Origin of the sequence: uncultured Merdimonas sp. (genome assembly GCF_963929015.1) — a bacterium.
In the GTDB taxonomy this organism is placed as follows: Bacteria; Bacillota; Clostridia; order Lachnospirales; family Lachnospiraceae; genus Merdimonas.
The window spans coordinates 69526-93960 of the sequence record NZ_CAWVHE010000012.1 but is presented as its reverse complement, the minus strand read 5'-3'; the positions used below and the strand labels follow the sequence as shown (position 1 = coordinate 93960).

Genomic DNA, 24435 nt, shown 5'->3' with positions numbered 1-24435 from the left:
AGCACTAAGGATTTCACTTTTGAAGTAATATATAGCTCAATGCTTTTGCTCCTGTACTTTTTTCGTATTTATTCTTTTCTCCGCAGGCTCATGACGCCGTCCGCCAGGATCTTTACATCATCCAGGATGTAGTCAAAGGCGCCTGCTTTATACAGGTTGATCACGATCATTCCCACGGGAACGGCGAAGATCATGCCAAGCACGCTGCCGATCCTGTAACCTACATACAGAAGCACCAGGGTCAGCAGAGGATTCAGTCCCATGCTGTCTCCCACCAGTTTTGGCTGGATTAGCTGGCGTACCAGCTGGGTCACCCCGTACAGGATCAACAGTCCGATCAGCATCCGGTAATCGCCGGTCACCAGCTGGTAGACCGCCCAGGGGATCAGCGCGGTTCCTGTGCCAAAGAAGGGCAGGAAATCCAGGAATGCGATCAGAAGCGCCAGTAAAAAGGAAAAGTGCACATCCAGGATGGCGAACCCGACCACCAGAAGGATGTAGACCACGAACATGATCTTAAACTGGGCTTTGAAGTAGCCGCCCACTGCATATTTCAGGTTGGACATCACCATGCTCATCCGGTGCACCAAAGGATCCGGGGATACCTTTTTGGCCAGGACGATCAGATCTTCTCTCTCGGCTATGAAAAAGTACGCAGAGATGATCATGACAATGGCGCTGATCAGCCAGGAGGGAATCCTTTTTGCTACATTGCCGGCTGCAGTCACCGTCGGTTCGCTTAAGGATGCCATGAGATTTCCCACGGATTTGTCCAGGTCTCCCATGATATCCCGCCATCCGTTCTGGATGCCTTCCGGCAGCATCTGGAAAATGCCCGCCAGGTTTTTCCCTACCATATCCAGTTCTTTTTCCAGTTCCGCATACATATCCGGCATATTCTGGATGAGAGAGGCCACTTCCCGCCAGATCCTGCTGCCCACAAAATAGATCAGAAAGATCACCAGCGCAAGCACCAGGATGATGATCAACGCTGATCCCAGTTTTTTCACGATCTTCAATCGTTTCTCCAGCCAGTTGACCAGCGGGCTTGCGATATAGGCGATGAACCATCCCACTACAAACGGCATGAAAAATCCCAGAAGCCGTACCCCCACATAGATAAATAAAATCGTTCCGATCAGACTGATGGCCAGGCTGATGATCACTTTCCAGTATGGCCGGTTGTCCTGAAGCTGTTCCCTGAAATTCGTTTTCATTTCCCTACTCCACCTCTTTTTTCCCCAGATACTCTGTCTCTACCAGTTCCCAGATCTCATCTCTTCCCTGTTTTGTCATGGCAGAAAACGGGATGATCCTGGTTCCCGGCACCAGGCCAAGTCCCGTCCGGAGCATTTTCAGATGTTTGTCGATCTGGCTTCTTTTGATCTTGTCAAGCTTTGTGGCAATGATGATGGGCTGATACCCCTGCGCCACTACCCAGTCGTACATCATCTTATCGTTCGCGGAAGGATCGTGGCGGATATCGATCAGCAAAAATACTGCTTTGAGCTGGCTGGAGCCGTGCAGATATTTTTCGATCAGCTGTCCCCACTTCTGCTTTTCCTCCTCGGATACTTTCGCGTAGCCATATCCGGGAAGATCCACCAGATACATTTCCTCATTGATATTATAAAAATTAATGGTCTGCGTTTTCCCCGGCGTGGCGGAAATCCTGGCATAAGATTTCCGGTTCATCAGCGCGTTGATCAGCGATGATTTTCCCACATTGGACTTTCCGGCAAATGCGATCTCCGGCAGGGTATTGTGGGGCAGCACACTGGTGATCCCGCATACCGTTTCCAGATTGACTGATTTAATGATCATGCGAACCCCTCCTTTTTGCCAGCGCCAGTTTCAGGACTTCTTCCATCTGGGAAACAAATACGATTTCCAGACCTCTTGTGATCTCTGAAGAAATCTCCTCCACATCCACTTCATTCTCCTTTGGCACCAGCACCATTTTGATACCCGCATTCTTTGCGGCAAGCAGTTTTTCTTTTAATCCGCCGATGGGGAGCACTCTTCCCCGCAACGTGATCTCTCCGGTCATGGCCACGTCCGAGCGCACTTTGCGTCCCGTAATAGCAGAAAATATGGCCGTTGCCATCGTAATGCCGGCTGAGGGTCCGTCCTTGGGAACTGCGCCCTCGGGAATGTGGATATGTACGTCATGCTCTTTAAAGAAGTTTTCCGCAATCCGGTGCTTTTTACTCACGGAACGGATATAACTGATACCGGTTCTTGCAGATTCTTTCATTACGTCGCCCATCTGCCCGGTCAGAAGGATCTCTCCCTCACCCGGCATTACGTTGACCTCAATCTGAAGCGTGTCGCCGCCCACACTGGTCCAGGCCAGTCCCCGGACAATCCCCACTTCGTCAGACTCATTGGCCATCTGATAGGTATATAATTCCTTTCCCAGATAAGACGCCAGATTTCGTTCTGTAATGCGTACTGTCTGTTTCTTTCCTTCCAGGATCTCTTTTGCTGTTTTACGGCAGATATCTCCGATCTTCCGTTCCAGCTGACGCACCCCTGCTTCTTTGGTATAATTTCTTGCCATCTTCCACAGCGCTTTCTTACTGATCGTCAGCTGGTCTTCCGTAAGTCCATGTTTTTCCAGCTGCTTGGGGATCAGGTGTTCCATGGCAATGTGCATTTTCTCATTTTCCGTATAACTGGATACTTCGATCACTTCCATCCGATCCAGAAGGGGCCTTGGGATGGTCTGCAAAGTATTGGCCGTGGTAATGAACAGCACTTCCGACAGATCAATGGGCACCTCCAGATAATGATCCCGGAACTTACAGTTCTGCTCGCTATCCAGAACCTCCAGAAGAGCCGAGAAGGTATCCCCTTTATAATCGTTGCTCACCTTGTCAATCTCATCCAGCAGCATCAGGGGATTCTTCACGCCAGCGGCCTTCAGCCCGTTTGCGATCCGTCCCGGCATGGCTCCTACATAGGTTCTTCTGTGACCTCGGATCTCGGCCTCATCCCGGACGCCTCCCAGGGAAATCCGTACATAGGGCTTTTTCAGGGCTCTGGCAAGAGACCTGGCGATGGAAGTCTTTCCGGTTCCCGGCGGTCCCACCAGACAGAGGATCGGCGTCTCGCCCTTCCTTGTCAATGCCCGCACTGCCAGGAACTCCAGCACTCTTTCTTTTACTTTCTCCAGTCCGTAGTGATCTTCTTCCAGCACCTGACTGGCATAGGCAATGTCTTTGTGTTCTTCACAGGTCTTGTCCCAGGGCATTTCCAGAAGCGTCTCGATATACGTCCGGATCACCCCTGTTTCAGCAGGACTATTTACAGTGTTCCGAAATCTTTTAATTTCTTTGTTAAGCTTATCTTTTACTTCTTCCGGCGCCTGCAGCTGATCCGCAGCCTGTTGGAACTCATCAGCGTCCGAGAGCATGGTGTCGTCTCCCAGCTCTTCCCGGATCCACTTCATTTCTTCACGGAGGATGTACTCTCTCTGATTCTTATCCACCCGCTCTTTTACTTTTTTCTGGATCTCTTCCTTTACATTCAGAACCTGGATCTCTTTTACCATCTTATACACCAGAAGCTCATACCGGCTGGTCAGGTCTGCTGCCTCCAGAAGTTCCTGTGTATCCTCCCATGCCAGAGGCACGTTCGCCGCGATCAGATCCACCAGAAGTTTCAGGTCTTCAGTTCCTTCCACCTGTGTTCCAATCTCTTTGGACACTTTTACTTCTTTTGTCGCATATTCTTTGAAAACATCCTGAAGCCCGCGCAGCATCGCCTCACGTCCAAGTCCCTGATCCTCGTCCGCAGCCGCATCCTCTGTGTCCGGGACTTCCGTTACATTGGCCCGCAGATAAGGTTCCTCAAACTCGATCGTATTGATGGCCGCCCTGGTTTCTCCGCAGATCAGCACCCGGCTGATCTGCTTTGGCAACTTGACAATCTGACGGATGGTGGCGATACAGCCTGTCTGACAGACGTCCTCTGCTTTCGGATCTGCCACCTCAATATCCTTCTGGGCCGTCAGGAAGATCCGCTGATCACCCTGTACCGCTTCGTTCAGGGCCAGCAGGGATTTCTCGCGGCTCACGTCAAAATGCCGCACCATTCCTGGCAGGACCACCAGTCCCCGCAATGCAACCATGGGCAGACTACTTGTCTCTTTCTTCATGTATCTTCTCCTTTTTCTGCTTTTCATTTGGAACAACGAATATACAAAAAGGCAGGCGCAAATCCTCTTGCACCCGCCCTGATCTTATGCACTCTCACTTCTGACAGAATCATGCTCCAGCATAGGCGGCTGACCGCCTCTTACTACCTCTTCTGTGACCCGGCATGCCTTTAATGTCTCATCAGACGGAGCCTTATACATAATATCCATCATAATATTTTCCATAATGGCTCTTAATCCTCTTGCCCCGGTCTTCCTCTTAAGGGAAGTCTCCGCAATGGCTTCCAGCGCTTCCTTATCAAACGTAAGCTCCACGCCGTCCAGCTCCAGCATCTTCTGATACTGTCTGGTGATCGCATTCTTCGGCTCGGTCAGGATACGCATCAGCGCCTCTTTGTCCAGCATCTCCAGGGATACGACAACCGGCACACGTCCCACCAGCTCGGGGATCAGTCCATATTTGACCAGATCCTGCGGCAGTACCTGTTCCAGAAGCTTATCAATGTCATTTTCATGCTTGTCTGCGATCTCCACATTAAATCCGATGGATTTCTGATCGATCCGCTTTTCAATGATCTTGTCAATTCCTTCAAAAGCGCCGCCGCAGATAAACAGAATATTGGTTGTATCGATCTGGATCAGTTCCTGATGCGGATGCTTGCGTCCTCCCTGAGGCGGCACATTGGCAATCGTTCCTTCAATGATCTTTAGCAGCGCCTGCTGAACGCCTTCGCCGGACACATCTCTGGTAATGGATGGATTTTCCGACTTTCTGGTAATCTTATCAATCTCATCAATGTAAATGATCCCATACTCCGCCCGTTCAATATCTCCGTCTGCCGCCTGGATGATCTTCAACAGGATATTTTCCACATCCTCTCCGACATATCCGGCCTCTGTCAGGGCAGTCGCATCGGCAATAGCAAAGGGAACATTCAGGATCTTGGCAAGGGACTGCGCCAGCAGCGTCTTTCCGCAGCCGGTCGGCCCCAGCATCAGGATATTGCTCTTGCTAAGCTCCACCCCAAGATCTTTCTGGGCCATGATCCGTTTATAATGATTATAAACGGCAACAGACAATACTTTCTTTGCCTCATCCTGGCCGATCACATACTGATCCAGAAACTCTTTAATCTCTGCCGGTTTCAAAAGATTGATATCAGAAAATGGATTCCAGCTTCTGCCATCCTCATACTCAAACTCTTCTTCCAGGATCTCGGTACATACTTCGATACACTCGTCGCAGATATACGCGCCGTTTGGTCCGGCGATCAGTTTGCGGACCTGATTCTGGGTCTTGTTGCAGAATGAACACCTGATCTGATCATCGTTCTTTCCTATCATACTACTTTCCACCTCATCTGCACAGCCATTAGCGGCGGGTGATCACTTCGTCGATCAGTCCGTATGCCTTTGCTTCCTGTGCAGTCATAAAATTATCCCTCTCCGTATCTGCCTGGATCACTTCCAGCGGCTGTCCGGTATTTTCCGAAAGGATACGGTTCAGATTCTGCTTTGTACGCAGGATATGTTCTGCAGCGATCTGGATCTCCGTCGCCTGTCCCCGGGCTCCGCCGGAAGGCTGATGGATCATGATCTCCGCATTTGGCAGCGCCAGGCGCTTCCCTTTTGCGCCGCCAGCCAGCAGAAAGGCTCCCATGCTGGCTGCCATTCCCATGCAGATCGTCTCCACATCACATTTGATATACTGCATGGTATCATAGATCGCCATACCGGCAGTCACAGAACCACCGGGGCTGTTAATATAAAGATGAATATCTTTTTCCGGATCTTCTGCTTCCAGGAAAAGAAGCTGAGCCATTACAATATTGGCAGACACATCTGACACTTCTTCTCCCAGAAAAATAATCCTGTCTTTCAAAAGTCTTGAATAGATGTCGTAGGAGCGTTCTCCCCTGCTGGTCTGTTCAATGACATAAGGTACTAAACTCATGCAAAACGCCTCCTGTTTACTTCTTTGGCCGACTTATTTCTCTACAGCATTCTCTACCAGGAACGTAATGGCTTCCTGAACCGCCATATCTTCCTTCATCTGCTTCTTCTCATTCTCACCCATAAACTCTTTGATCTTCTCAACTTCCATCTTATAGGTGTCGGCCATCTTCTGAAGCTCTTCGTCCAGCTTCTCCTCGCTGATCTCGATGTTCTCTGCTTTTACGATCGCCTCCAGCACAAGACGTGTCTCGATCTGTTTTACAGCCTGAGGTCTTAATTCTTCCATCATCTTTTCTGCAGTCATTCCGGTAAACTGGAAATACTGCTCCATGGTAAGTCCCTGAGACTGCATACGCTGTGCAAAATTATCCGCCAGCTGGGAAGCCTGGGTGTCGATCATGGCATCCGGGATCTCGTAGGAAGCGTTCTTCACCGCCTGCTCTACCACCTGATCCTCCTGCTTTCTCTTGCCCTCGGAAGCTTTCTCTTCTTTGATCTTTGCCTTAATATCAGCCTTGTATTCCTCTAAGGTATCAAATTCAGACACCTCTGCCGCAAACTCATCGTCAATCTCCGGCAGTTCTTTTGCCTTGATCTCATGAACGGTACATTTGAACACCGCGTCCTTCCCCTTCAGATCCTCTGCGTGATAATCCTCCGGGAAGGTAACCTTTACTTCTACTTCTTTCTCAGCCTCAGCGCCGATCAGCTGATCCTCAAATCCCGGAATAAAGGATCCGGAACCGATGGTCAGCGGATAGTTCTCTCCCTTTCCGCCTTCAAATGCTTCTCCGTCTACAAATCCTTCAAAATCAAGGATGATCTCGTCACCGTCCTGAACGCCGCGGTCAGTAACAGTAACGGTTCTTGCGTTCTTCTCAGCCTCTTCCTGTACTCTTGCGTCTACCTCTTTCTGCGTTACCCGTGTGGACACTTTATCCACCTCAAGGCCTTTGTACTCGCCAAGGGTTACTTCCGGCTTCACAGCCACTTCTGCAGTAAAGATAAACGGCTTGCCTTTTTCGATCTGTACCACATCAATGCTTGGTCTGGAAACGATCTCCAGCCCGCACTCGTCATAAGCCTGTGCATATGCCTTCGGGATCAGTTCATTTGCAGCGTCATCATAAAAAATCTCTGCTCCGTACATCTTCTCGATCATCGGACGCGGAACCTTACCCTTGCGGAATCCCGGAAGGGAAATTCTGTTTTTCTGCTTCATATATGCGTTCTGCATCGCTTTTTCCAACTCTTCAGCAGAAACCTCGATGGTAAGCTTCGCCATGTTTTTCTCTAAATTTTCCACCTGTAAACTCATTGTACTATTTCCTCCTGATTCTGTCCTGCCCGCCTCCAGAGCGCAGACAGGCATGTTACGTTAAAAAAGTATAACACAAACCCCTGCAAATATCCAGTATTATTCGTATAAAATCCCTTCCTGGATCTCCTTTGCCTTCTCTGCCCCGGCCAGCACTTCGATCAGCTTCAGGGCAAAGTCTATGGCGGTTCCAGCTCCCCGTCCGGTAATGATATTCCCGTCTGCCATCACCGGCAGCCTGGTAATAACCGCCCCCTGGATCTGAGTCTCCACGGTCGGATAGCAGGTGATGCGCTTTCCTTTCAGGATCCCCAGGCCGGCAAGAACCGTCGGAGCCGCGCAGATGGCCGCCACATACTTTCCTTCCTCAAAGAAATCCTTCACCACTCTGCGTACGCCGGCGTGTTCATTCAGATGCGTGGTCCCCGGCATCCCGCCCGGAAGCACGATCATATCCGACTCCACAAAATTCACTTCCTCAAACAGATCCTCTGTCTGAACATTGATGCCGTGGGCGCCGTGTACGGTATATTCCTCTGTCGCAGAAACAGTATCCACAAAAATCTGGGCCCGCCGCAGCAGATCCACAACTGTCAGGGCTTCGATTTCCTCAAATCCATCCGCCAAAATCACACTCACTTTTTTCATTTTTGAATCATCCTCCTGTTTTTTCATATTATCATCGTTTACATCAAATGTAAATTATATTAGAATAAATGCACAAGACTGCAACAGTCACTCATCCAATCCCAAGGAGGTCTTTCCATGGAAATCGAGCGAAAATACCTGGTCTTACATGTGCCGGAACATCTGGAACAATACCCCTTTCGCCTCATTGAACAGGGGTATCTGAATACGGACCCTGTGATCCGCATCCGCCGGGACAATGACCGCTATGAACTTACCTACAAATCCAGCGGCCTGATGGTCCGGGAAGAATATAACCTTCCGCTGACAGAAGCGGCCTACCGCCATCTGATCGCCAAAACCGACGGACGCCTGATCCGGAAAAAACGCTATATGATCCCGCTCTTAGACGGGCATACCGCAGAACTGGACGTCTTTGAAGGAGATCTCGCTCCCCTGATCCTTGCCGAAGTCGAATTTTCTTCCGAAGAGGAAGCAGCTTCCTTCTCCCCGCCTCCGTGGTTTGCAGAGGACGTCACCTTTTCCGGCAAATATCACAACAGTTATCTTAGCCGCATCTGACAAGGTGTGGCAAAATCCGAAACAGCAACATTTTGTTGCTGTTTTTGCTTTTGAAACGTTTCGTCGCATATTCTCCTTTTATCTGGACAAATTGCTATACTACAAGAAAAGACCAGCAGGAGCAAAAACATCATGGCGAATATTCAACTTGCATCCAATTTAAAAACGCTTCGAAAAAGACACCATCTGACCCAGACGGACTTAAGCCGCATGCTGAATGTATCCAGACAGGCTTATTCCAACTATGAGACCGGCAAACGCACGCCGGATCTGGACTCTCTGATCTTCCTGTCCCGGTATTATCAGGTCAGTCTAAGCATGCTGGTACTTGGTTCTGTATCCGGCAGCATCGCTTCTTCCGAAACGATGATGGAGGATACGGTTCCCTATCTTTGTTCTTCCGATGAAAAAACCGGCCATTCTATCTATCTTAGCGAGCAGGAACTGGATTTTATCCTTGCTTTCCGCTCACTGTCCGAAGAGAACAGACAGATCGTTGCCGGTTTTCTCAAATCTGCCGCAGCGCCTGCGGATTAATCACCTGTCGCAAACGCATCATGAACAGCGTTCATGGCTTTTTCAATATCGTCTTTTGCAACCAGGACCGTAATACGGATCTCGGATGTGGAGATCATCTGAATGTTTACCCTGCTGTTATAAAGGGCCTCAAACATTCTGGCCGCCACACCGGGGTTGCTCATCATACCCGCGCCTACGATCGACAGCTTGGCCACATCTTCATTCCAGGTCACGTTCTGGATAGTCAGGCGCGCTTTATTTTCTTCCAGGATGCGGATCGCTTCTTCCATATCGTCCGAAGCAACGGTAAAGGAAATATCCTTGGTCCCGTCCCGTCCTACAGACTGCAGGATAATATCTACATTTATATTATTCTTTGCAAGTGTATCAAAAATCTGAAATGCAATGCCCGGCTTGTCATCCACGCCGATCACCGAGATCCTGGCCGTATTTTTATCAGCCGCCACACCTGTTACCAGTAATTTTTCCATATTAGAAGCCTCCTTGACTACGGTTCCCTCTGACCGGTTCAGACTGGAACGCACCACTAATTCTACGTTGTATTTTTTTGCCATTTCCACCGAACGGTTGTGAAGCACTTTTGCGCCCAGGCTGGCAAGTTCCAGCATCTCATCGTAGGTGATCACATCCAGTTTCCTGGCGTTTTTCACGACCCTGGGATCGGCGGTAAAGATCCCGTCCACATCGGTATAGATCTCGCACTTATCTGCATGGAGCGCCGCAGCCAGCGCCACTGCAGTGGTGTCCGATCCTCCTCTTCCCAGCGTAGTGATATCGTCGTATTTGTTGACTCCCTGAAATCCGGTGACGATTACAATCTTGCGGGAATCCAGCTCATGCTGGATCCTTTCTGTATCCACCCGCTTAAACCGGGCGTTTCCATAGCGCGAGGTGGAGTGCATCATGACCTGAAACGCATTCAGGGACACTGCAGGCACATCCAACGCCTGCATGGCCATGGCCATCAGCGCCACAGACACCTGTTCGCCTGTAGTAAGCAGCATATCCATCTCTCTTTGCTTTGCCTTCGGGTTAATGTCTTTTGCCTTTGCGATCAGTTCATCCGTAGTGTCTCCCATAGCGGACAACACTACCACCACGTCATTTCCTTCTTTATAATCCTCAATACAGCGTTCTGCAACACGAAAGATCCTCTCTTTATCCGCCACAGAACTGCCGCCAAATTTTTTTACAACTAACATAAGTCCTCCTGCAGTAAATGTTCGATCAGCCGAAATCCTTCTTTCCATTCCCTTCCGGTCCCGGCAGCGGTTTTTTCACAATAGGTATTCTCTCCCGGCAGTTTTCTTCTGCTGTCGTACAAAAGATAGGGCACCGGTTCCGCAGTATGCGTCCGGACCTCGACCGGAGTCGGGTGATCCGGAAGGATCAGCAACCTGTAGTCTTCTCCTGCGCTCTGAAGCTCACGAACCAGAGTTTTTACCACCATTTCATCGATCTGCTCAATGGAGCGGATCTTGTCTCTGGCACTTCCCTGGTGTCCCATCTCGTCCGGCGCTTCCACATGGATATAGGCAAAATCGTATCCGTCTCTTACCAGCGCCTGCACCGCTGCCTGCGCTTTTCCTTTATAATTTGTATGAAGGCCTCCGTTTGCCCCTTCCACGAGGATCCGGTCCATCCCCGCGCAGACGGCGATCCCCTTCAGAAGATCTACTGCCGAGATCATCACCGCTCTTTTTCCCGTTTTTTCCTGAAATCCCGGAAGCTTCGGCTTTGTCCCCGCTCCCCAGAACCAGGCGGCGTTTGCAGGATGCAGGCCGTCTCTTCGTCTCTTCTGGTTCAGCGGATGGCAGGAAAGGATCTCATAGCTTTTTTCCATCATTGCCCGCAGCGCCGGATCCTCCGGCAGGAAGGGCCCGATCTTCCTTCCCAGGATATCATGGGGAGGCGTAAGCTCCTGCACGCGCCCTTTTTCCTGCACCAGCAGATGACGGTAACTGGTTCCTGCATAGAATCTCCAACCGTCTTTTTCCAGCTCCCCGCGGAGCGCATCTATCAGAATCGCTCCATCCCTGCTGCTGATCTCGTCTGCGCTGTGGTCAAGAATGGTCCGTTCTGCGTAATCCCCCTCCTCTTCGGACAGGGTCACAAGATTGCAGCGAAAGGACACATCCGTTTCTTTCAGATCCACTCCGATACTCATGGCCTCCAGCGGTGATCTTCCGGTGTAATACCGCTTCGGATCATAGCCAAGGACGGAGAGATTCGCTGTGTCGCTTCCCGGCGCCATCCCCTCCGGCACCATAGAAGCCATTCCAAGTTCCGCTTCTTTTGCCAGCGCATCCATCGCCGGAGTCATGGCAGCCTCCAGCGTGGTACGCCCGCCAAGTTCCCCAAGCGCTCTCCCTGACATACCATCGCCTAACACAATGATATATTTCATACGCCTGCTCTCCTGTTATCTGTGTTCTTCTATCCGGATCATGTGCAGGATCTGATCCTCATACAGTCCGGCTCTGGTCTCATAATCGCCTTCCATCATGACCGGAGTGACAAACCCGAATTCTTCCGGAAGTTCCGGAAGGGTTATCACTTCCACCTGACCGAAGGAATCTTCAATCTGCGGGAGCATCTCCTGCGGTTTCCCCTTCATCCGCACGAAGAATCTGCGCTTTGATCCCGCCTTATCCTCCAGTTTCAGCTTCTCCTGCTTCCACATGGTCATAATATTCCGGTTCAGGTGCTTGGCCGCGTCTACCACATCAGCCACCACTGCGCTTGCCGTAGGCAGCTTTCCTGCGCCGCTTCCATAGAACATGGCGTCGCCCAGCACATTTCCGTGTACAAAGATGGAGTTAAACACTCCGTTGATATTGTAGAGCGGATGATCCGGATACAACATACAGGGAGCCACGATGGCGTGGATCCGGTTGCCCGGATAACGCTTGCTGGAAGCCAGCAGGCGGATGACCGTCCCCATCTTTCTGGCATACATCATATCCTCTACCGTGATCTTTGTGATCCCCTCACAGTAGATATCTTCAAAATCCACCTGCTGCCCGGAGATCAGAGAAGACAGGATAGCAATCTTGCGGCAGGCGTCATAGCCTTCCACATCCGCCTCCGGATTGCGCTCGGCAAATCCGTTGGCCTGCGCCTCCTTTAACACGCTGTCATAATCCGCGCCCTCATAAAACATTTTGGTCAGCATATAATTCGTGGTCCCGTTTAAGATCCCGGTGATCTCCTCGATCTCATCTGCGGTCAGGGAAGAATTCAGCGGACGTATAATGGGGATCCCGCCGCCGACACTGGCCTCAAACAGGAAGTTGATATTTTGCTCCTTCGCAATGGACAGAAGCTCTGCCCCATGCTTTGCCACCAGCGCTTTGTTGGATGTGGCCACACTTTTCCCCGCCAGGAGGCAGCGTTTCACGAAGGTATAGGCGGGTTCGATCCCTCCCATCACTTCTACCACGATCTTTACATCCTCGTCCCCGATAATGGTCTCAAAATCATGGACGATCTTTTCCTGCACCGGGTTCCCCGGAAAATCCTTTAGATCCAGGACATACTTGATATTCAGTTCATCCCCGATCCTCTGATTGATCCGGGCGCCATTGGTGTCAATCACTTCTACTACGCCGGAACCTACGGTTCCATATCCCATAACCGCTATGTTGATCATATACTTCCTCCCTTTTTTCCGGTAACTCCTACTTGTTCGCTGTTTCCTTCAGATATGCGTTGATAAACGGATCAAGCCCCCCGTCCAGCACGCTGGTCACATTGCCGGTCTCCATACCGGTCCGGTGATCCTTGACCAGTGTATAGGGCTGCATCACATAGGAACGGATCTGGTTGCCAAAACCGATCTCCTTGATCTCTCCCCGGATGTCCGATACTTTTTCCGCCTGTTCCTGCTCTTTGAGCATCTTCAGTTTCACCTTCAGCATCTGCATGGCCTTTTCCTTGTTGTGATGCTGAGACCTTTCATTCTGACACTGCACCACGATCCCCGTCGGCAGATGGGTGATGCGGATGGCCGATGAGGTCTTGTTGACATGCTGGCCTCCGGCGCCGCTGGCCCGGTAAGTATCGATCTTCAGATCGTCTTCCGCGATTTCAATATCGATCTCATCTTCAATGTCCGGCACCACGTCACAGGATGCAAACGACGTCTGCCGCTTCCCGGCGGAATTAAACGGAGAGATCCGCACCAGCCGGTGGACGCCTTTTTCGGACTTCAGATACCCATAGGCATTTTCCCCTGCAACTTCAAAAGTAATAGCCTTGATCCCGGCAATATCTCCATCCAGAAAATCCAGCACCTGGATCTGAAATCCTTTGCGCTCCGCCCATCTGGTATACATCCGGTACAGCATCTCCGCCCAGTCGCAGGACTCTGTCCCGCCTGCTCCGGCATGGATGGTCACAATGGCGTTGCAGGCGTCATACTCTCCAGATAAAAGCGTCTGGATCCTCAGCTCCTCAAATGCCGCGGAAAACTGATCCATATCTTTTCCTGCCTCCTCCGCGATCTGCGGATCATTTTCTTCATATCCCATCTCGATCAGCGTCTGGATATCTTCAAAAGAACGGTAAAGACCGTGGATCTTTTTTACCAGTTCCTGCAGGTATTTTAACTCTTTCATCAGCTTCTGGGATTCCTCCGGATTCTCCCAGAATCCCGGCTCTTCTACTTTGCGCTCCAGTTCTTCTACTCTGCGCTCTTTGCCGGCCAGGTCAAAGTGAATCCCTCATTTCGGCAAGAGGTTCTTCGTATGCGTTCAGACTGCTTTTCAGCTGATCTAATTCAACCACTTTCCCACCTCGATTCTATTGTTTTCTTTATTCTCTAAGCGGTACTACGCTTTTCTGCCGCAGCACTGCTTATACTTTTTGCCGCTTCCGCAGGGGCAGGGATCATTGGGGTATACCTTCTTCTCTGCCCGTTTCTTCGGAGCCCGCACCGCAGAATCGTCCTTGTTGGTGCCCGTCACCTTGGCCACCTGCTCTCTCTCCACCTTCTGCTCCAGTCTTACCCGGAAGAGCGTGCGGACCGTATCCTCTGAAATACTCTTTGTCATGGCATCGAACATGTCGTATCCCAGCATCTTGTACTCTACCTTGGGATCTCTCTGCCCGTAAGCCTGGATGCCGATTCCCTGACGGAGCTGATCCATATCGTCGATATGATCCATCCACTTGGCGTCGATCACTTTGAGAAGCACCACCCGCTCGATCTCACGAATGTGCTCCGGCTCCGGAAACTCCGTCTCTTTTGCTTCATATGCCTTGGCAGCCCGCTCTTTTAACAGATGCTTCAGCTGTTTGGGGCTCATATCCTTTACGTCTTCTTCTGTAACCGCAGCCATCGGGATCGTACCCTGGATCGAAACATTCAGCTCGGTCAGATCCCATTCCTCATAATCCTGGTCTGCCCCGATCACTTTATCCACTACGTTTTCCACATAATCGTTCATCATATGGAAGATAGCGTCTCTCATGTTTTCGCCGTCCAGTACCTTGCGACGTTCTTCGTAGATGATCTCCCTCTGTTCGTTCATTACCTGGTCATATTCCAGCAGATTTTTACGGATGCCGAAGTTATTGCTCTCGATCTTCTGCTGTGCCTTCTCAATGGCGCTTGTGAGCATCTTGTGCTCAATCTGCTCGCCTTCCTCCACGCCAAGCGCATTGAAGATATTCATCAGACGCTCGGACCCGAAGAGACGCATCAGATCATCTTCCAGGGAAATATAAAATCTGGACTCACCCGGATCTCCCTGACGTCCGGAACGTCCCCGCAGCTGGTTGTCAATTCGTCTGGACTCATGGCGCTCTGTTCCGATGATCTTTAATCCTCCGGCGGCTCTGGCCTCATCGTCCAGCTTGATATCCGTACCACGTCCGGCCATGTTGGTGGCAATGGTCACTGCGTCATGCACGCCGGCCTGCGCTACGATCTCCGCCTCCAGCTCATGGTACTTGGCATTCAGCACATTGTGCTGAATCCCCCTGCGCTTCAGCATGCCGCTTAACAGCTCGGAATTTTCAATCGTGATCGTACCTACCAGCACCGGCTGATGCTTTGCGTGAGCCTCCTCGATGGCGTCGCAGACCGCACGGAACTTCTCTTTCTGTGTCTTATATACCGCGTCCTCCAGATCCACACGCTGTACCGGCTTGTTGGTAGGGATCTCGATGACGTCCATCCCGTAGATCTCACGGAACTCTTTTTCTTCCGTAAGGGCGGTACCGGTCATGCCCGCTTTTTTCTTATATTTATTAAACAGATTCTGGAAGGTAATCGTAGCAAGCGTCTTGCTCTCTCTTTTTACCTTCACATGCTCCTTTGCCTCAATGGCCTGATGCAGTCCGTCTGAGTATCTCCGTCCCGGCATGATACGCCCGGTAAATTCATCTACGATCAGAACCTCGTCGTCTTTTACCACATAGTCCTGATCACGGAACATCAGATTGTGGGCCCGCAGAGCCAGGATAATGTTGTGCTGGATCTCCAGATTCTCCGGATCTGCCAGGTTCTCAATGTGGAAGAACTTCTCCACCTTCTTTACCCCGTCTTCTGTCAGGTTGATGCTCTTTTCCTTCTCATTGACGATAAAGTCTCCGGTCTCCTCGATCTCCTCGCCCATGATGGCGTTCATCTTGGAAAACTCTCCGCTTGCCTCGCCCCTTTGCAGCTGCTGTGCCAGGATGTCGCAGGCCTCATAAAGCCGGGTGGACTTCCCGCTCTGGCCCGAAATGATAAGAGGAGTTCTGGCCTCATCGATCAGGACAGAGTCCACCTCGTCGATGATACAGTACTTCATGCCTCTTTGTACCAGCTGCTCCTTGTAGATCACCATATTATCCCGCAGGTAATCAAAGCCCAGCTCGTTATTGGTGACATAAGTAATATCGCAGTTGTAGGCCTCCCGCCTCTCATCGCTGTTCATGCTGTTTAAGACCACGCCAACCGTCAGTCCCAGGAATTCATGGATCTGTCCCATCCACTCCGCGTCACGCTTTGCCAGATAATCGTTGACCGTAACGATCTGCACTCCCTCTCCGGTCAGCGCATTTAAGTAAGCCGGCAGCGTGGATACCAGGGTTTTTCCTTCTCCGGTCTTCATCTCCGCGATCCGCCCCTGATGCAGGATAATGCCGCCGATGAGCTGTACCCGGAAATGACGCATGCCCAGAGTACGGACTGCCGCTTCTCTCACAACAGCAAACGCCTCTGGCAGAAGATCATCCAGAGTCTCCCCTTCCTCCAGGCGCTTTTTAAATTCTCTGGTCTTATCCTTTAACTCACTGTCCGAGAGCTTCTGCATCTCCGGCTCCAGAGCCTCGATCGCGTCTACGATCGGATAGATTCTTTTTAATTCATTTTCACTGTGTGTTCCAAATATTTTCTGTATCAAACCCATATGTCAAAAATGCTCCTTGTCATGAATTTGCCATAAAATGACCACTCTATCCTCCCATTCTAGCACTATCTAAAATTCAATTCAACCAATTTATAAATCGTTCATAAACTGGTCACAAAACATTTTCAACTGCAGGTAAGGGATCGGCCCTCCAAAGAGATCCAGGGCGCTTCCGATGGTAAAGTCCACCCGGCCCCCGGTCAGCTGTGCAAACCTGGCCAGATCTTCCATACTCCCAATGCCCCCGGCATATGTGACCGGCCGCTTTGTGTGCGCCGCAAGAAGAGCCGCCAGCTCTTCATCCACACCGGAAGCTTTTCCTTCCACATCCACCCCGTGCACCAGAAACTCATCACAGTAATCCGCGATCCGATCCATCAGTCCGCCGGTCAGCTGCACATTGGTAAAGGTCTGCCAGCGGTTGGTCACGATATAATAACCGTCCTCTTTTTTCCGGCAGCTTAGGTCGATCACCACATGTTCCCTTCCCACGGCTTTTGCCAGACGTTCCATGGCGTCCCAGCGGATCTGGCCATCCCGGAACACATAAGAAGTCACGATCACATGACTGGCCCCAGCCTCCAGGTACTCCCCGGCATTGACGTCCGTGATCCCGCCCCCTGCCTGAAGTCCTCCCGGATAGGCGCGAAGGGCTGCCAGCGCCTGCTGTTTTGTGGCTTCGTAGTACTCTGAAGCAGGAGGGTTGAGCAAGATCACATGGCCGCCCGGGAGCCCGTCCTTCCGGTACAGACTGGCATATTCGGCAGCGCCCTTTTCAGATACATAATTTTCCCGCGCCCGGTCGCCGGCGTCCAGAAGACTGCCGCCTACGATCTGCTTCACCTTTCCGTTATGTATATCAATACATGGTCTGAATCTCATGTTCTGTCGTCTCCTTCCGGTATTTTTCTCCTCCCGGATCTGCCGTCCCTACAGCCGCTCGGCAATGCGCCCGCTCCGGTAAGCCGCAAGAAGGACTTCCAGATCCCGGATCTGCTCCTTGAGCTCCCGGCCCACGTCGGTATCTCCCACCAGCTTCCTTTCCAGGACCCGCTTCACCACAATGCTGTCGGAATGAATATCGCTTTCTTTTTCAATGGCAGCCTCTGTGGATTCAAAAGGTTCATGGGCCGCCAGGATCAGGCCGTAGGAATTATAGATCAGCGTATAGCCTGCAATCCCGGTCTCTTTCTGGTAGGCCTTGGAAAACCCGCCGTCAATCACCATAACTTTCCCGCCGCATTTAACAGGATTTTCTCCATTTTTTGACTTGACCGGCACATGGCCGTTGATGATGTGCGTCCCTTCCGGCGGCAGCCCAAATTCCGCCAGGATCCGGTTTACCACGGTCTCGTTTTCCAGCATCGAATAATAAGGATTCTTCTTTTCTTTGTGGGTTTCCTTATCTTCCAGGAAATACCGCTCAAAGGTGGCCATCTTGTCTTTGCCAAACAGAGGCGAACCTTCTCCCAGCCAGATATACCACATCATATCCCGGCCCCGCTCCTTCTCCTTTTCATCCAGCGCGTAAAATCCTTTCCGCACATAACTTTCCAGCTCTTCGTAAAGACCCCGGCCTTTATAAAAGCGGCCGTAGATCCGCACCGACATCAGCTCTCCGTCTGCGGTCAGAGGAACGCATCCGTGATACAGCAGGTTGTTATTATACACCTTGTATAGCCCGCCTTTGTTCAACAGGAACCGCATGTGGCGCTGCAGCTTCTCACAGTGGAGGAAGGCCTTCTCCAGCCGGTCCATGATCTCTTCTTCCTCTGGAGACAGGGCATAAGGATCTCCCGGATCCACAGTCGGAAAATGGGTATCCAGCATCGGATACTCTTTTCCTTCCACCTCCACCGTACCTGTCTCAAACTGAATCTTATGGAGCAGATTTCTGCTCTCCATCTGAAATTCCGGATTGTTCCGGATGATCTGCCCTTCTACTTTAAACTGGATCACAGAAATGGCCTTGTGCATCTTGATGTTCAGATTCGTCTCATCCGGGCTGCACTGCTGCTCTCCCCGCAGCTTAAAACAGGTACAGGGATCGTCCCGGTAGGTATTCATGGCAAAGTTGGCCAGGGGCAGCAGGTTGATGCCATATCCGTCCTCCAGAATATCCAGGTTGCCGTATCTGGCACAGATCCGGATCACATTGGCAATGCACCCTCTCTGCCCGGCGGCAGCGCCCATCCAGAGCACGTCGTGATTGCCCCACTGGATATCCACAGAGTGATACCGGATCAGTTTCTCCATAATGATATGAGGGCCAGGCCCCCTGTCATAAATATCCCCCACAATATGCAGATGATCCACGGTCAGCCGCTGGATCAGTTCACTTAGGGCGACGATCAGCGGTTCCGCCCTGCCGATGCGGATGATCGTGTTCACGATAGAATTGTAATAGGACTCTTTGTCTGTGATCTCAGCCTTCTCCGTGATCAGTTCCTCGATCACATAGGCAAAATCCGGCGGCAGCGCTTTTCGCACCTTGGATCTGGTATATTTGCTGGCAGCGCGCTTACACACCTCGATCAGACGGTATAGCGTAATTTTATACCAGTCCTCCATATTCTCTTCTTCTTTTTTGATCCGTTCCATCTTTTCCTTCGGATAATAAATAAGAGTAGCCAGGGACTGTTTGTCCCTGCTACTCATAGTATTCCCGAAAACATCATCGATCTTGCGGCGCACAGAACCAGAGCCGTTTTTCAGAACATGGGAAAACGCCTCATGCTCGCCGTGGATATCTGTCAGGAAATGTTCCGTCCCCTTTGGCAGGTTCAGGATCGCCTGCAGATTGATGATTTCCGTGGATGCTTTTGCGATGGTCGGATACAGCTGTGAAAGTCTCTCTAAATATCTGGATTCTAATTCTTTCATGGCCTTCCTCCCCGTGGTCACCTTCCGTCGGTCCCTTACAGCCGGATCACATCCGACATGTCGTATTTTCCCGCCGGTTTCCCGGCAAGAAACTTGGCAGCTTCTACCGCGCCCTTTCCAAAGACCGTCTTGGAATATGCCGTGTGCTTAAACTCGATTACCTCGTCTGTGCCGGCAAAGATCACTTCGTGATCCCCCACAATGGTCCCTCCCCGCACGGCAGAGATGCCGATCTCTTTTTTCTCTCGTTTCTGTCTTACCTTTGACCGGTCGTATACATAAGTATACTGGCGGTCCAGCGCCTCATTTACGGAATCAGCCAGTGCGATCGCCGTACCGCTGGGAGCGTCCACCTTCTGATTGTGATGGCGTTCCACCAGTTCGATGTCATATCCTGCAGGACCAAGCACCCTGGCCGCGTCTTTCAGAAGCTTTAAGAGCAGATTGATCCCCAGAGACATATTGGCGGATCGAAGTACCGCCGTCTCCTTTGCCGCCTCTTCCACCTTCTGAAGCTGCGCCTCCGACAGCCCGGTCGTACACAGCACAACCGGAAGCTTTCTTGCACAGCAGACGTCAAGCAGAGCGTCCACTGCGGAGGCATTGGAAAAATCAATGACAACATCTGCCTCCACGTCACATTTCTCCATACTTTCAAACACCGGGTAGTCGTTTGGCACGGCGGTATAAGTATCCACGCCGGCCACGATCTCAATGCCCCCGTCCTCACCGATCAGACCGGTGATCACCCGGCCCATCTTTCCATTACATCCATGCATGATCGCCCGTACCATATGTTCCACCTGTCCTTCCTCTTATGCCAGTGTAATGCCAAAATCTTTCATTGCCTGCGCCAGTGTCTTCTCATGCTCCGGCGTAAGCTCGGTCATGGGCATCCGAAGCGGTCCGCAGTCCCTGCCCATCAGCTGCATCGCCTTCTTCACCGGAATCGGATTCACTTCGCAGAACAGCTGATCGATCAGCGGGATCGCCTTGAGCTGAAGCCTGCAGCTTCCTTCCACGTCGCCTGCAAAGAACTTCTCACAGATCTCATGGGTCTCCTTTGGCGCCACATTGGAAAGCACGGAAATCACACCTTTTGCCCCAAGAGACAGAAGCGGTACGATCTGATCGTCATTTCCGGAATAAAGATCAATATTCCCATCGGTAAGCGCCATGATCTTTGCCACCTGGGAGATATTTCCGGAGGCCTCTTTTACGCCCACGATATTTTCCACGTGTTTTACCAGATATGCTACGGTAGCCGGTTCAATGTTGCACCCGGTGCGGCTGGCCACGCTGTACATAATGATCGGCGCTTTTGCTTCCTTTGCCACCGCGCTGTAGTGAGCGATCAGCCCCGCCTGGGTCGCCTTGTTATAATAAGGCGTTACCACCAGAAGTCCGTCCGCGCCGTAGTCCGCCGCCTCTTTCGACAGCTCCACCGCGGTTCTGGTACAGTTGGATCCTGTCCCGGCGATCACCGGGATCCTTCCCTTTGCACGGTCAATGGCGAACTTCACGCACTCCAGATGCTCCTCCTCTGTCATCGTTGCCGACTCCCCTGTGGTTCCGCAGATAATAATACTGTCGGTACCATTGTTACAATGGAAATCAATGAGTTCGTCCAGTCTATCGTAATGAATGCTTTCATCCTCATGAAACGGAGTGACGATGGCCACTCCTGCGCCTGTAAATATAGACATACCCATCCTCCTGACTTTTCTTTCTTTTTATGAATCTCTCATCCCGAAGCAAAAGCCCCGGGACCATGTTGCCTGGCTGATCCGCGCACGTTCGCAGTCCTGCCAGCTTAAACCTATAAAAATATTACCATCAAACCAGGGGGATGTCAACGACAGCCTGTACCTGCGCCCCGGGCCGGGGCAGGGCTACTTTGCATCCATACATTCCAGCTTGCTTACAGACACCTCGTAAGCCGTCCTCTTCTGTGTCTCTGTCTCTGAAAGTCTTTTTATGTACTCCCGGCTCTGGATCCGGCCGGTCACCTGCACATGCTCCCCCACCTCAAAGGAAGCGGCAAACCTGGCATTCCTTCCCCAGCAGATACAGGGGATATAATCCGATTTGCCATACGGCCGGTTGACCGCCAGAAGAAGATCCGCGATCTCCCTGCCAAGAGGCGTCTTTCTGTACACCGGCAGCTTGCAGATATACCCGTCCAGAAAGATCTGGTTGGTCTTTGCCCCGTCCAGCTCTTCTTCGACAAACGCCGCCTCCCGCACAAACAATGACAGGACCAGCCGGTTTTTCTGCTCTTCATGCCGGTTGTAAGACCGGAACTGGCCGCTGGCCATCAGAAATTCTCCGGTGTAATCCCTGGACACATCGATCAGACGCTCCGAGATCATCAGGGGGATCCGGTCCATAGAGTTACTTAAGCGGCGGACGTCCACACTCACCATATAAAATCCTTCCCCAAACACCTCGTGGCTGAAGGTAAAAGGCGTCGCCACTCTTCCCATTACTGTTACCTGGTTGTTTTCAATCATCTTATCTGACATGGTCTAACAATCTTCCTTTCTTCTGAATCGTATATTACATAGTGTATGAACGCTTTTTTCGATTTAGAACTAATACTTGTAAATATTTTGGAAAATATGGTACACTAGTAACGCTGCAGAAACGTGCACATTAAAATAAGAAAAGGAAGCGTTAATTATGAAAACCAGACGTGAAGATATCCGCAACATTGCCATCATCGCCCATGTAGACCACGGCAAGACCACCCTGGTGGATGAACTGCTCAAACAAAGCGGGGTATTCCGGGAAAATCAGGAGGTCGCCGAGCGCGTCATGGACTCCAACGACATCGAAAGAGAACGGGGCATCACCATCCTTTCCAAAAATACAGCCGTCTATTATAAAGGAACCAAGATCAACATCATCGACACTCCCGGCCACGCTGATTTCGGCGGAGAAGTGGAACGTGTCCTTAAGATGGTCAACGGCGTCATCCTGGTAGTGGACGCATTTGAAGGAGCCATGCCCCAGACCAAGTTCGTTCTTCGCAAAGCCCTGGAACTGAATCTTCCGGTCATCGTCTGCATCAACAAGATCGACCGCCCGGAAGCCAGACCGGATGAAGTCATCGACGAAGTGCTGGAGCTGTTCATGGACTTAAACGCCTCGGACGAACAGCTGGACTGCCCCTTCGTCTACGCCTCCGCCAAGACCGGCGTAGCCTCTCTTGATCCGGAGGAGGAAGGCACAGACATGAAGCCTTTGTTTGAAACGATCCTTAACTATATCCCGGCTCCCGAAGGAGATCCGGACGCCAGCACCCAGGTGCTGATCAGCACCATTGATTACAACGAATATGTGGGGCGCATCGGGATCGGCAAAGTGGACAACGGAACCATCCGCGTAGGCATGGACGCGGCAGTCGTAAACAAACACGACCCGGACCGCATGGAAAAGGTCCGCATCAGCAAGCTCTATGAATTTGACGGGCTCAATAAAGTTGACGTAAAAGAAGCCACCATCGGATCCATCGTTGCCATCTCCGGCATCGCAGATCTGTCCATCGGCGATACCATCTGTTCTCCGGAAGATCCAAAGGCCATTCCGTTCCAGAAGATCTCCGAGCCCACCATCGCCATGCAGTTCATCGTCAACGACAGCCCCTTTGCCGGCCAGGAAGGGAAATATGTCACCTCCCGTCATCTAAGAGACCGGCTGTTCCGGGAGCTGAACACAGACGTCAGCCTCCGGGTCGAGGAATCCGAGAGCACCGACAGCTTCAAAGTATCCGGCAGAGGAGAGCTTCATCTGTCCGTACTGATTGAAAATATGCGAAGAGAAGGCTACGAATTCGCGGTCAGCAAAGCAGAGGTGCTCTACAAAAAAGACGAAAACGGCAAGCTTCTGGAGCCGGTAGAACTGGCTTACATCGATGTCCCGGAGGAATTTACCGGAACCGTGATCGAAAAACTAAGCCAGCGCAAAGGAGAACTGCAGAACATGGGGGCTGCCAGCGGCGGCTATACCCGTCTGGAATTCCGGATCCCGTCCAGAGGCCTGATCGGTTACCGGGGAGAATTCCTGACTGACACCAAAGGAAACGGGATCATGAATACAGCCTTTGACGGCTATGCTCCCTACAAAGGAGACATCCAGTACCGCAAGCAGGGATCCCTCATCGCCTTTGAGACCGGAGAGTCTGTTACTTACGGCCTTTACAGCGCCCAGGAACGCGGCACCTTATTTATCGGTCCCGGAGAAAAAGTCTACTCCGGTATGGTGGTGGGCGAAAATGCCAAAACCGACGACATCGAAGTGAACATCTGCAAGACCAAGCACCTGACCAATACCCGTTCCTCAGGCTCGGACGAGGCCTTAAGGCTCACACCGCCCAGGATCTTAAGCCTGGAACAGGCTCTGGACTTCATCGACACCGATGAACTTCTGGAAGTGACACCCAAAAACCTGCGGATCCGCAAGAAAATCCTGGATCCCAAGATGCGAAAACGAGGGAATCGTTCATGAGAAAATATATTACCCTGATCTTTAAATACCTGACTTCTTTTCTGGAGTATTTTATCGCGTTTATGCTGGCCACCGGCATCATCCTTCTGTGCCTCCGGATGGCTTCCTCCCTGGGGAACATCCCGAACCTGGACGTATGGCCCAATTACGATGATCTCCTGGAAACCTGCTTTAACCTGATCATCGGCGTAGAGCTGATCCGCATGATGTACCATCACACGGCGGATTCCGTGTTTGAAGTGCTGCTTTTTGCCATTGCAAGGCAGATCATCATCGACCACTCTTCCATCTGGATCACCTTTGTGGGCGTCTGCTCCATCGCAGTCCTCTACGCCACCAGAAAATATCTGTTCTGCAGATTCCAGACCCCGGAATCAGAGGCGGACGACGACAATTCTTCCAATTAACAACAATACATGCTATACATTGTCCATTAAACATGCTATACTACATATATC

At 51.3% G+C, this 24435-nt stretch carries 21 protein-coding genes; 4 read left to right on the top strand and 17 right to left on the bottom strand.

Features of this window, described 5'->3' with window-relative positions; all coding sequences use genetic code 11:
• Window positions 1-68: 68 nt before the first annotated feature.
• From ytvI to ABGT54_RS06630, 7 genes are all read right to left on the bottom strand, one after another.
• Window positions 69-1217, bottom strand: a complete 1149-nt coding sequence (gene ytvI / locus ABGT54_RS06660) for a sporulation integral membrane protein YtvI (RefSeq protein ID WP_346663370.1) — start codon at window positions 1215-1217, stop codon at window positions 69-71.
• Between the two features lie 4 nt (window positions 1218-1221).
• A complete protein-coding gene (yihA, locus tag ABGT54_RS06655; protein ID WP_346663369.1) occupies window positions 1222-1824 on the bottom strand; it encodes a ribosome biogenesis GTP-binding protein YihA/YsxC in 603 nt (200 codons plus the stop codon).
• A complete protein-coding gene (gene lon / locus ABGT54_RS06650; RefSeq protein WP_346663368.1) occupies window positions 1814-4162 on the bottom strand; it encodes an endopeptidase La in 2349 nt (782 codons plus the stop codon). Before lon ends, yihA begins: the two co-directional genes overlap by 11 nt.
• An 84-nt stretch (window positions 4163-4246) precedes the next feature.
• A complete protein-coding gene (gene clpX / locus ABGT54_RS06645) occupies window positions 4247-5506 on the bottom strand; it encodes an ATP-dependent Clp protease ATP-binding subunit ClpX (RefSeq protein ID WP_346663367.1) in 1260 nt (419 codons plus the stop codon).
• Window positions 5507-5534: 28 nt separating this feature from the next.
• The gene (clpP, locus tag ABGT54_RS06640) at window positions 5535-6116 is read right to left on the bottom strand and encodes an ATP-dependent Clp endopeptidase proteolytic subunit ClpP (RefSeq protein ID WP_346663366.1); all 582 of its coding nucleotides are present in this window, start codon (window positions 6114-6116) and stop codon (window positions 5535-5537) included.
• 33 nt (window positions 6117-6149) lie between these two features.
• Window positions 6150-7436 carry a trigger factor gene (gene tig, locus ABGT54_RS06635; protein ID WP_346663365.1) on the bottom strand — a complete coding sequence of 429 codons (1287 nt, stop codon included), beginning with the start codon at window positions 7434-7436 and terminating at the stop codon, window positions 6150-6152.
• Between the two features lie 99 nt (window positions 7437-7535).
• Window positions 7536-8084 (bottom strand): DJ-1 family glyoxalase III, encoded by a 549-nt coding sequence (locus ABGT54_RS06630; RefSeq protein WP_346663364.1) that lies wholly within the window; start codon window positions 8082-8084, stop codon window positions 7536-7538.
• Between the two features lie 117 nt (window positions 8085-8201).
• Here ABGT54_RS06630 and ABGT54_RS06625 point away from each other — a divergent pair, with 117 nt between their 5' ends.
• Both ABGT54_RS06625 and ABGT54_RS06620 read left to right on the top strand, forming a co-directional pair.
• On the top strand, window positions 8202-8645 hold the full coding sequence (locus ABGT54_RS06625; RefSeq protein WP_346663363.1) for a CYTH domain-containing protein: 444 nt from the start codon (window positions 8202-8204) through the stop codon (window positions 8643-8645).
• A gap of 132 nt (window positions 8646-8777) precedes the next feature.
• Complete coding sequence (locus ABGT54_RS06620) at window positions 8778-9182, top strand: helix-turn-helix domain-containing protein (protein ID WP_346663362.1); 405 nt, start codon at window positions 8778-8780, stop codon at window positions 9180-9182.
• On the opposite strand, the gene ABGT54_RS06615 is transcribed toward ABGT54_RS06620, so the two are convergent.
• The 10 genes from ABGT54_RS06615 to ABGT54_RS06570 all read right to left on the bottom strand — a co-directional run bounded on the left by ABGT54_RS06615 (window position 9179) and on the right by ABGT54_RS06570 (window position 21993).
• Window positions 9179-10387 (bottom strand): aspartate kinase, encoded by a 1209-nt coding sequence (locus ABGT54_RS06615; RefSeq protein WP_346663361.1) that lies wholly within the window; start codon window positions 10385-10387, stop codon window positions 9179-9181. The two genes, ABGT54_RS06620 and ABGT54_RS06615, sit on opposite strands and share 4 nt — an antisense overlap.
• A complete protein-coding gene (locus ABGT54_RS06610; RefSeq protein ID WP_346663360.1) occupies window positions 10381-11592 on the bottom strand; it encodes a cofactor-independent phosphoglycerate mutase in 1212 nt (403 codons plus the stop codon). Before ABGT54_RS06610 ends, ABGT54_RS06615 begins: the two co-directional genes overlap by 7 nt.
• A 15-nt stretch (window positions 11593-11607) precedes the next feature.
• Window positions 11608-12837, bottom strand: coding sequence for a homoserine dehydrogenase (locus ABGT54_RS06605; protein ID WP_346663359.1), 1230 nt, complete (start codon window positions 12835-12837; stop codon window positions 11608-11610).
• 28 nt (window positions 12838-12865) lie between these two features.
• A protein-coding gene (gene prfB, locus ABGT54_RS06600) for a peptide chain release factor 2 (RefSeq protein ID WP_346663358.1) occupies window positions 12866-13973 on the bottom strand; the annotation gives its coding sequence in 2 pieces (ribosomal slippage) (window positions 12866-13897 and window positions 13899-13973; 1107 coding nt in all).
• 44 nt (window positions 13974-14017) lie between these two features.
• Window positions 14018-16585 (bottom strand): preprotein translocase subunit SecA, encoded by a 2568-nt coding sequence (gene secA, locus ABGT54_RS06595; protein ID WP_346663357.1) that lies wholly within the window; start codon window positions 16583-16585, stop codon window positions 14018-14020.
• A gap of 90 nt (window positions 16586-16675) precedes the next feature.
• Window positions 16676-17467, bottom strand: a complete 792-nt coding sequence (gene hisA / locus ABGT54_RS06590; RefSeq protein ID WP_346663356.1) for a phosphoribosylformimino-5-aminoimidazole carboxamide ribotide isomerase — start codon at window positions 17465-17467, stop codon at window positions 16676-16678.
• 48 nt (window positions 17468-17515) lie between these two features.
• Window positions 17516-19468 carry a fructose-1,6-bisphosphatase gene (locus tag ABGT54_RS06585; protein ID WP_346663355.1) on the bottom strand — a complete coding sequence of 651 codons (1953 nt, stop codon included), beginning with the start codon at window positions 19466-19468 and terminating at the stop codon, window positions 17516-17518.
• A gap of 35 nt (window positions 19469-19503) precedes the next feature.
• The gene (gene dapB, locus ABGT54_RS06580; protein WP_346663445.1) at window positions 19504-20262 is read right to left on the bottom strand and encodes a 4-hydroxy-tetrahydrodipicolinate reductase; all 759 of its coding nucleotides are present in this window, start codon (window positions 20260-20262) and stop codon (window positions 19504-19506) included.
• Between the two features lie 21 nt (window positions 20263-20283).
• Window positions 20284-21174 carry a 4-hydroxy-tetrahydrodipicolinate synthase gene (gene dapA / locus ABGT54_RS06575; protein ID WP_346663354.1) on the bottom strand — a complete coding sequence of 297 codons (891 nt, stop codon included), beginning with the start codon at window positions 21172-21174 and terminating at the stop codon, window positions 20284-20286.
• A 186-nt stretch (window positions 21175-21360) separates the two neighbouring features.
• Window positions 21361-21993, bottom strand: a complete 633-nt coding sequence (locus tag ABGT54_RS06570) for a single-stranded DNA-binding protein (protein ID WP_346663353.1) — start codon at window positions 21991-21993, stop codon at window positions 21361-21363.
• Window positions 21994-22150: 157 nt separating this feature from the next.
• Between ABGT54_RS06570 and typA the strand changes: the two genes are divergently transcribed.
• Complete coding sequence (typA, locus tag ABGT54_RS06565) at window positions 22151-23977, top strand: translational GTPase TypA (RefSeq protein ID WP_346663352.1); 1827 nt, start codon at window positions 22151-22153, stop codon at window positions 23975-23977.
• Window positions 23974-24384, top strand: coding sequence for a hypothetical protein (locus ABGT54_RS06560; protein ID WP_346663351.1), 411 nt, complete (start codon window positions 23974-23976; stop codon window positions 24382-24384). The genes typA and ABGT54_RS06560 overlap by 4 nt, the downstream gene beginning before the upstream one ends.
• Window positions 24385-24435 lie beyond the last annotated feature (51 nt).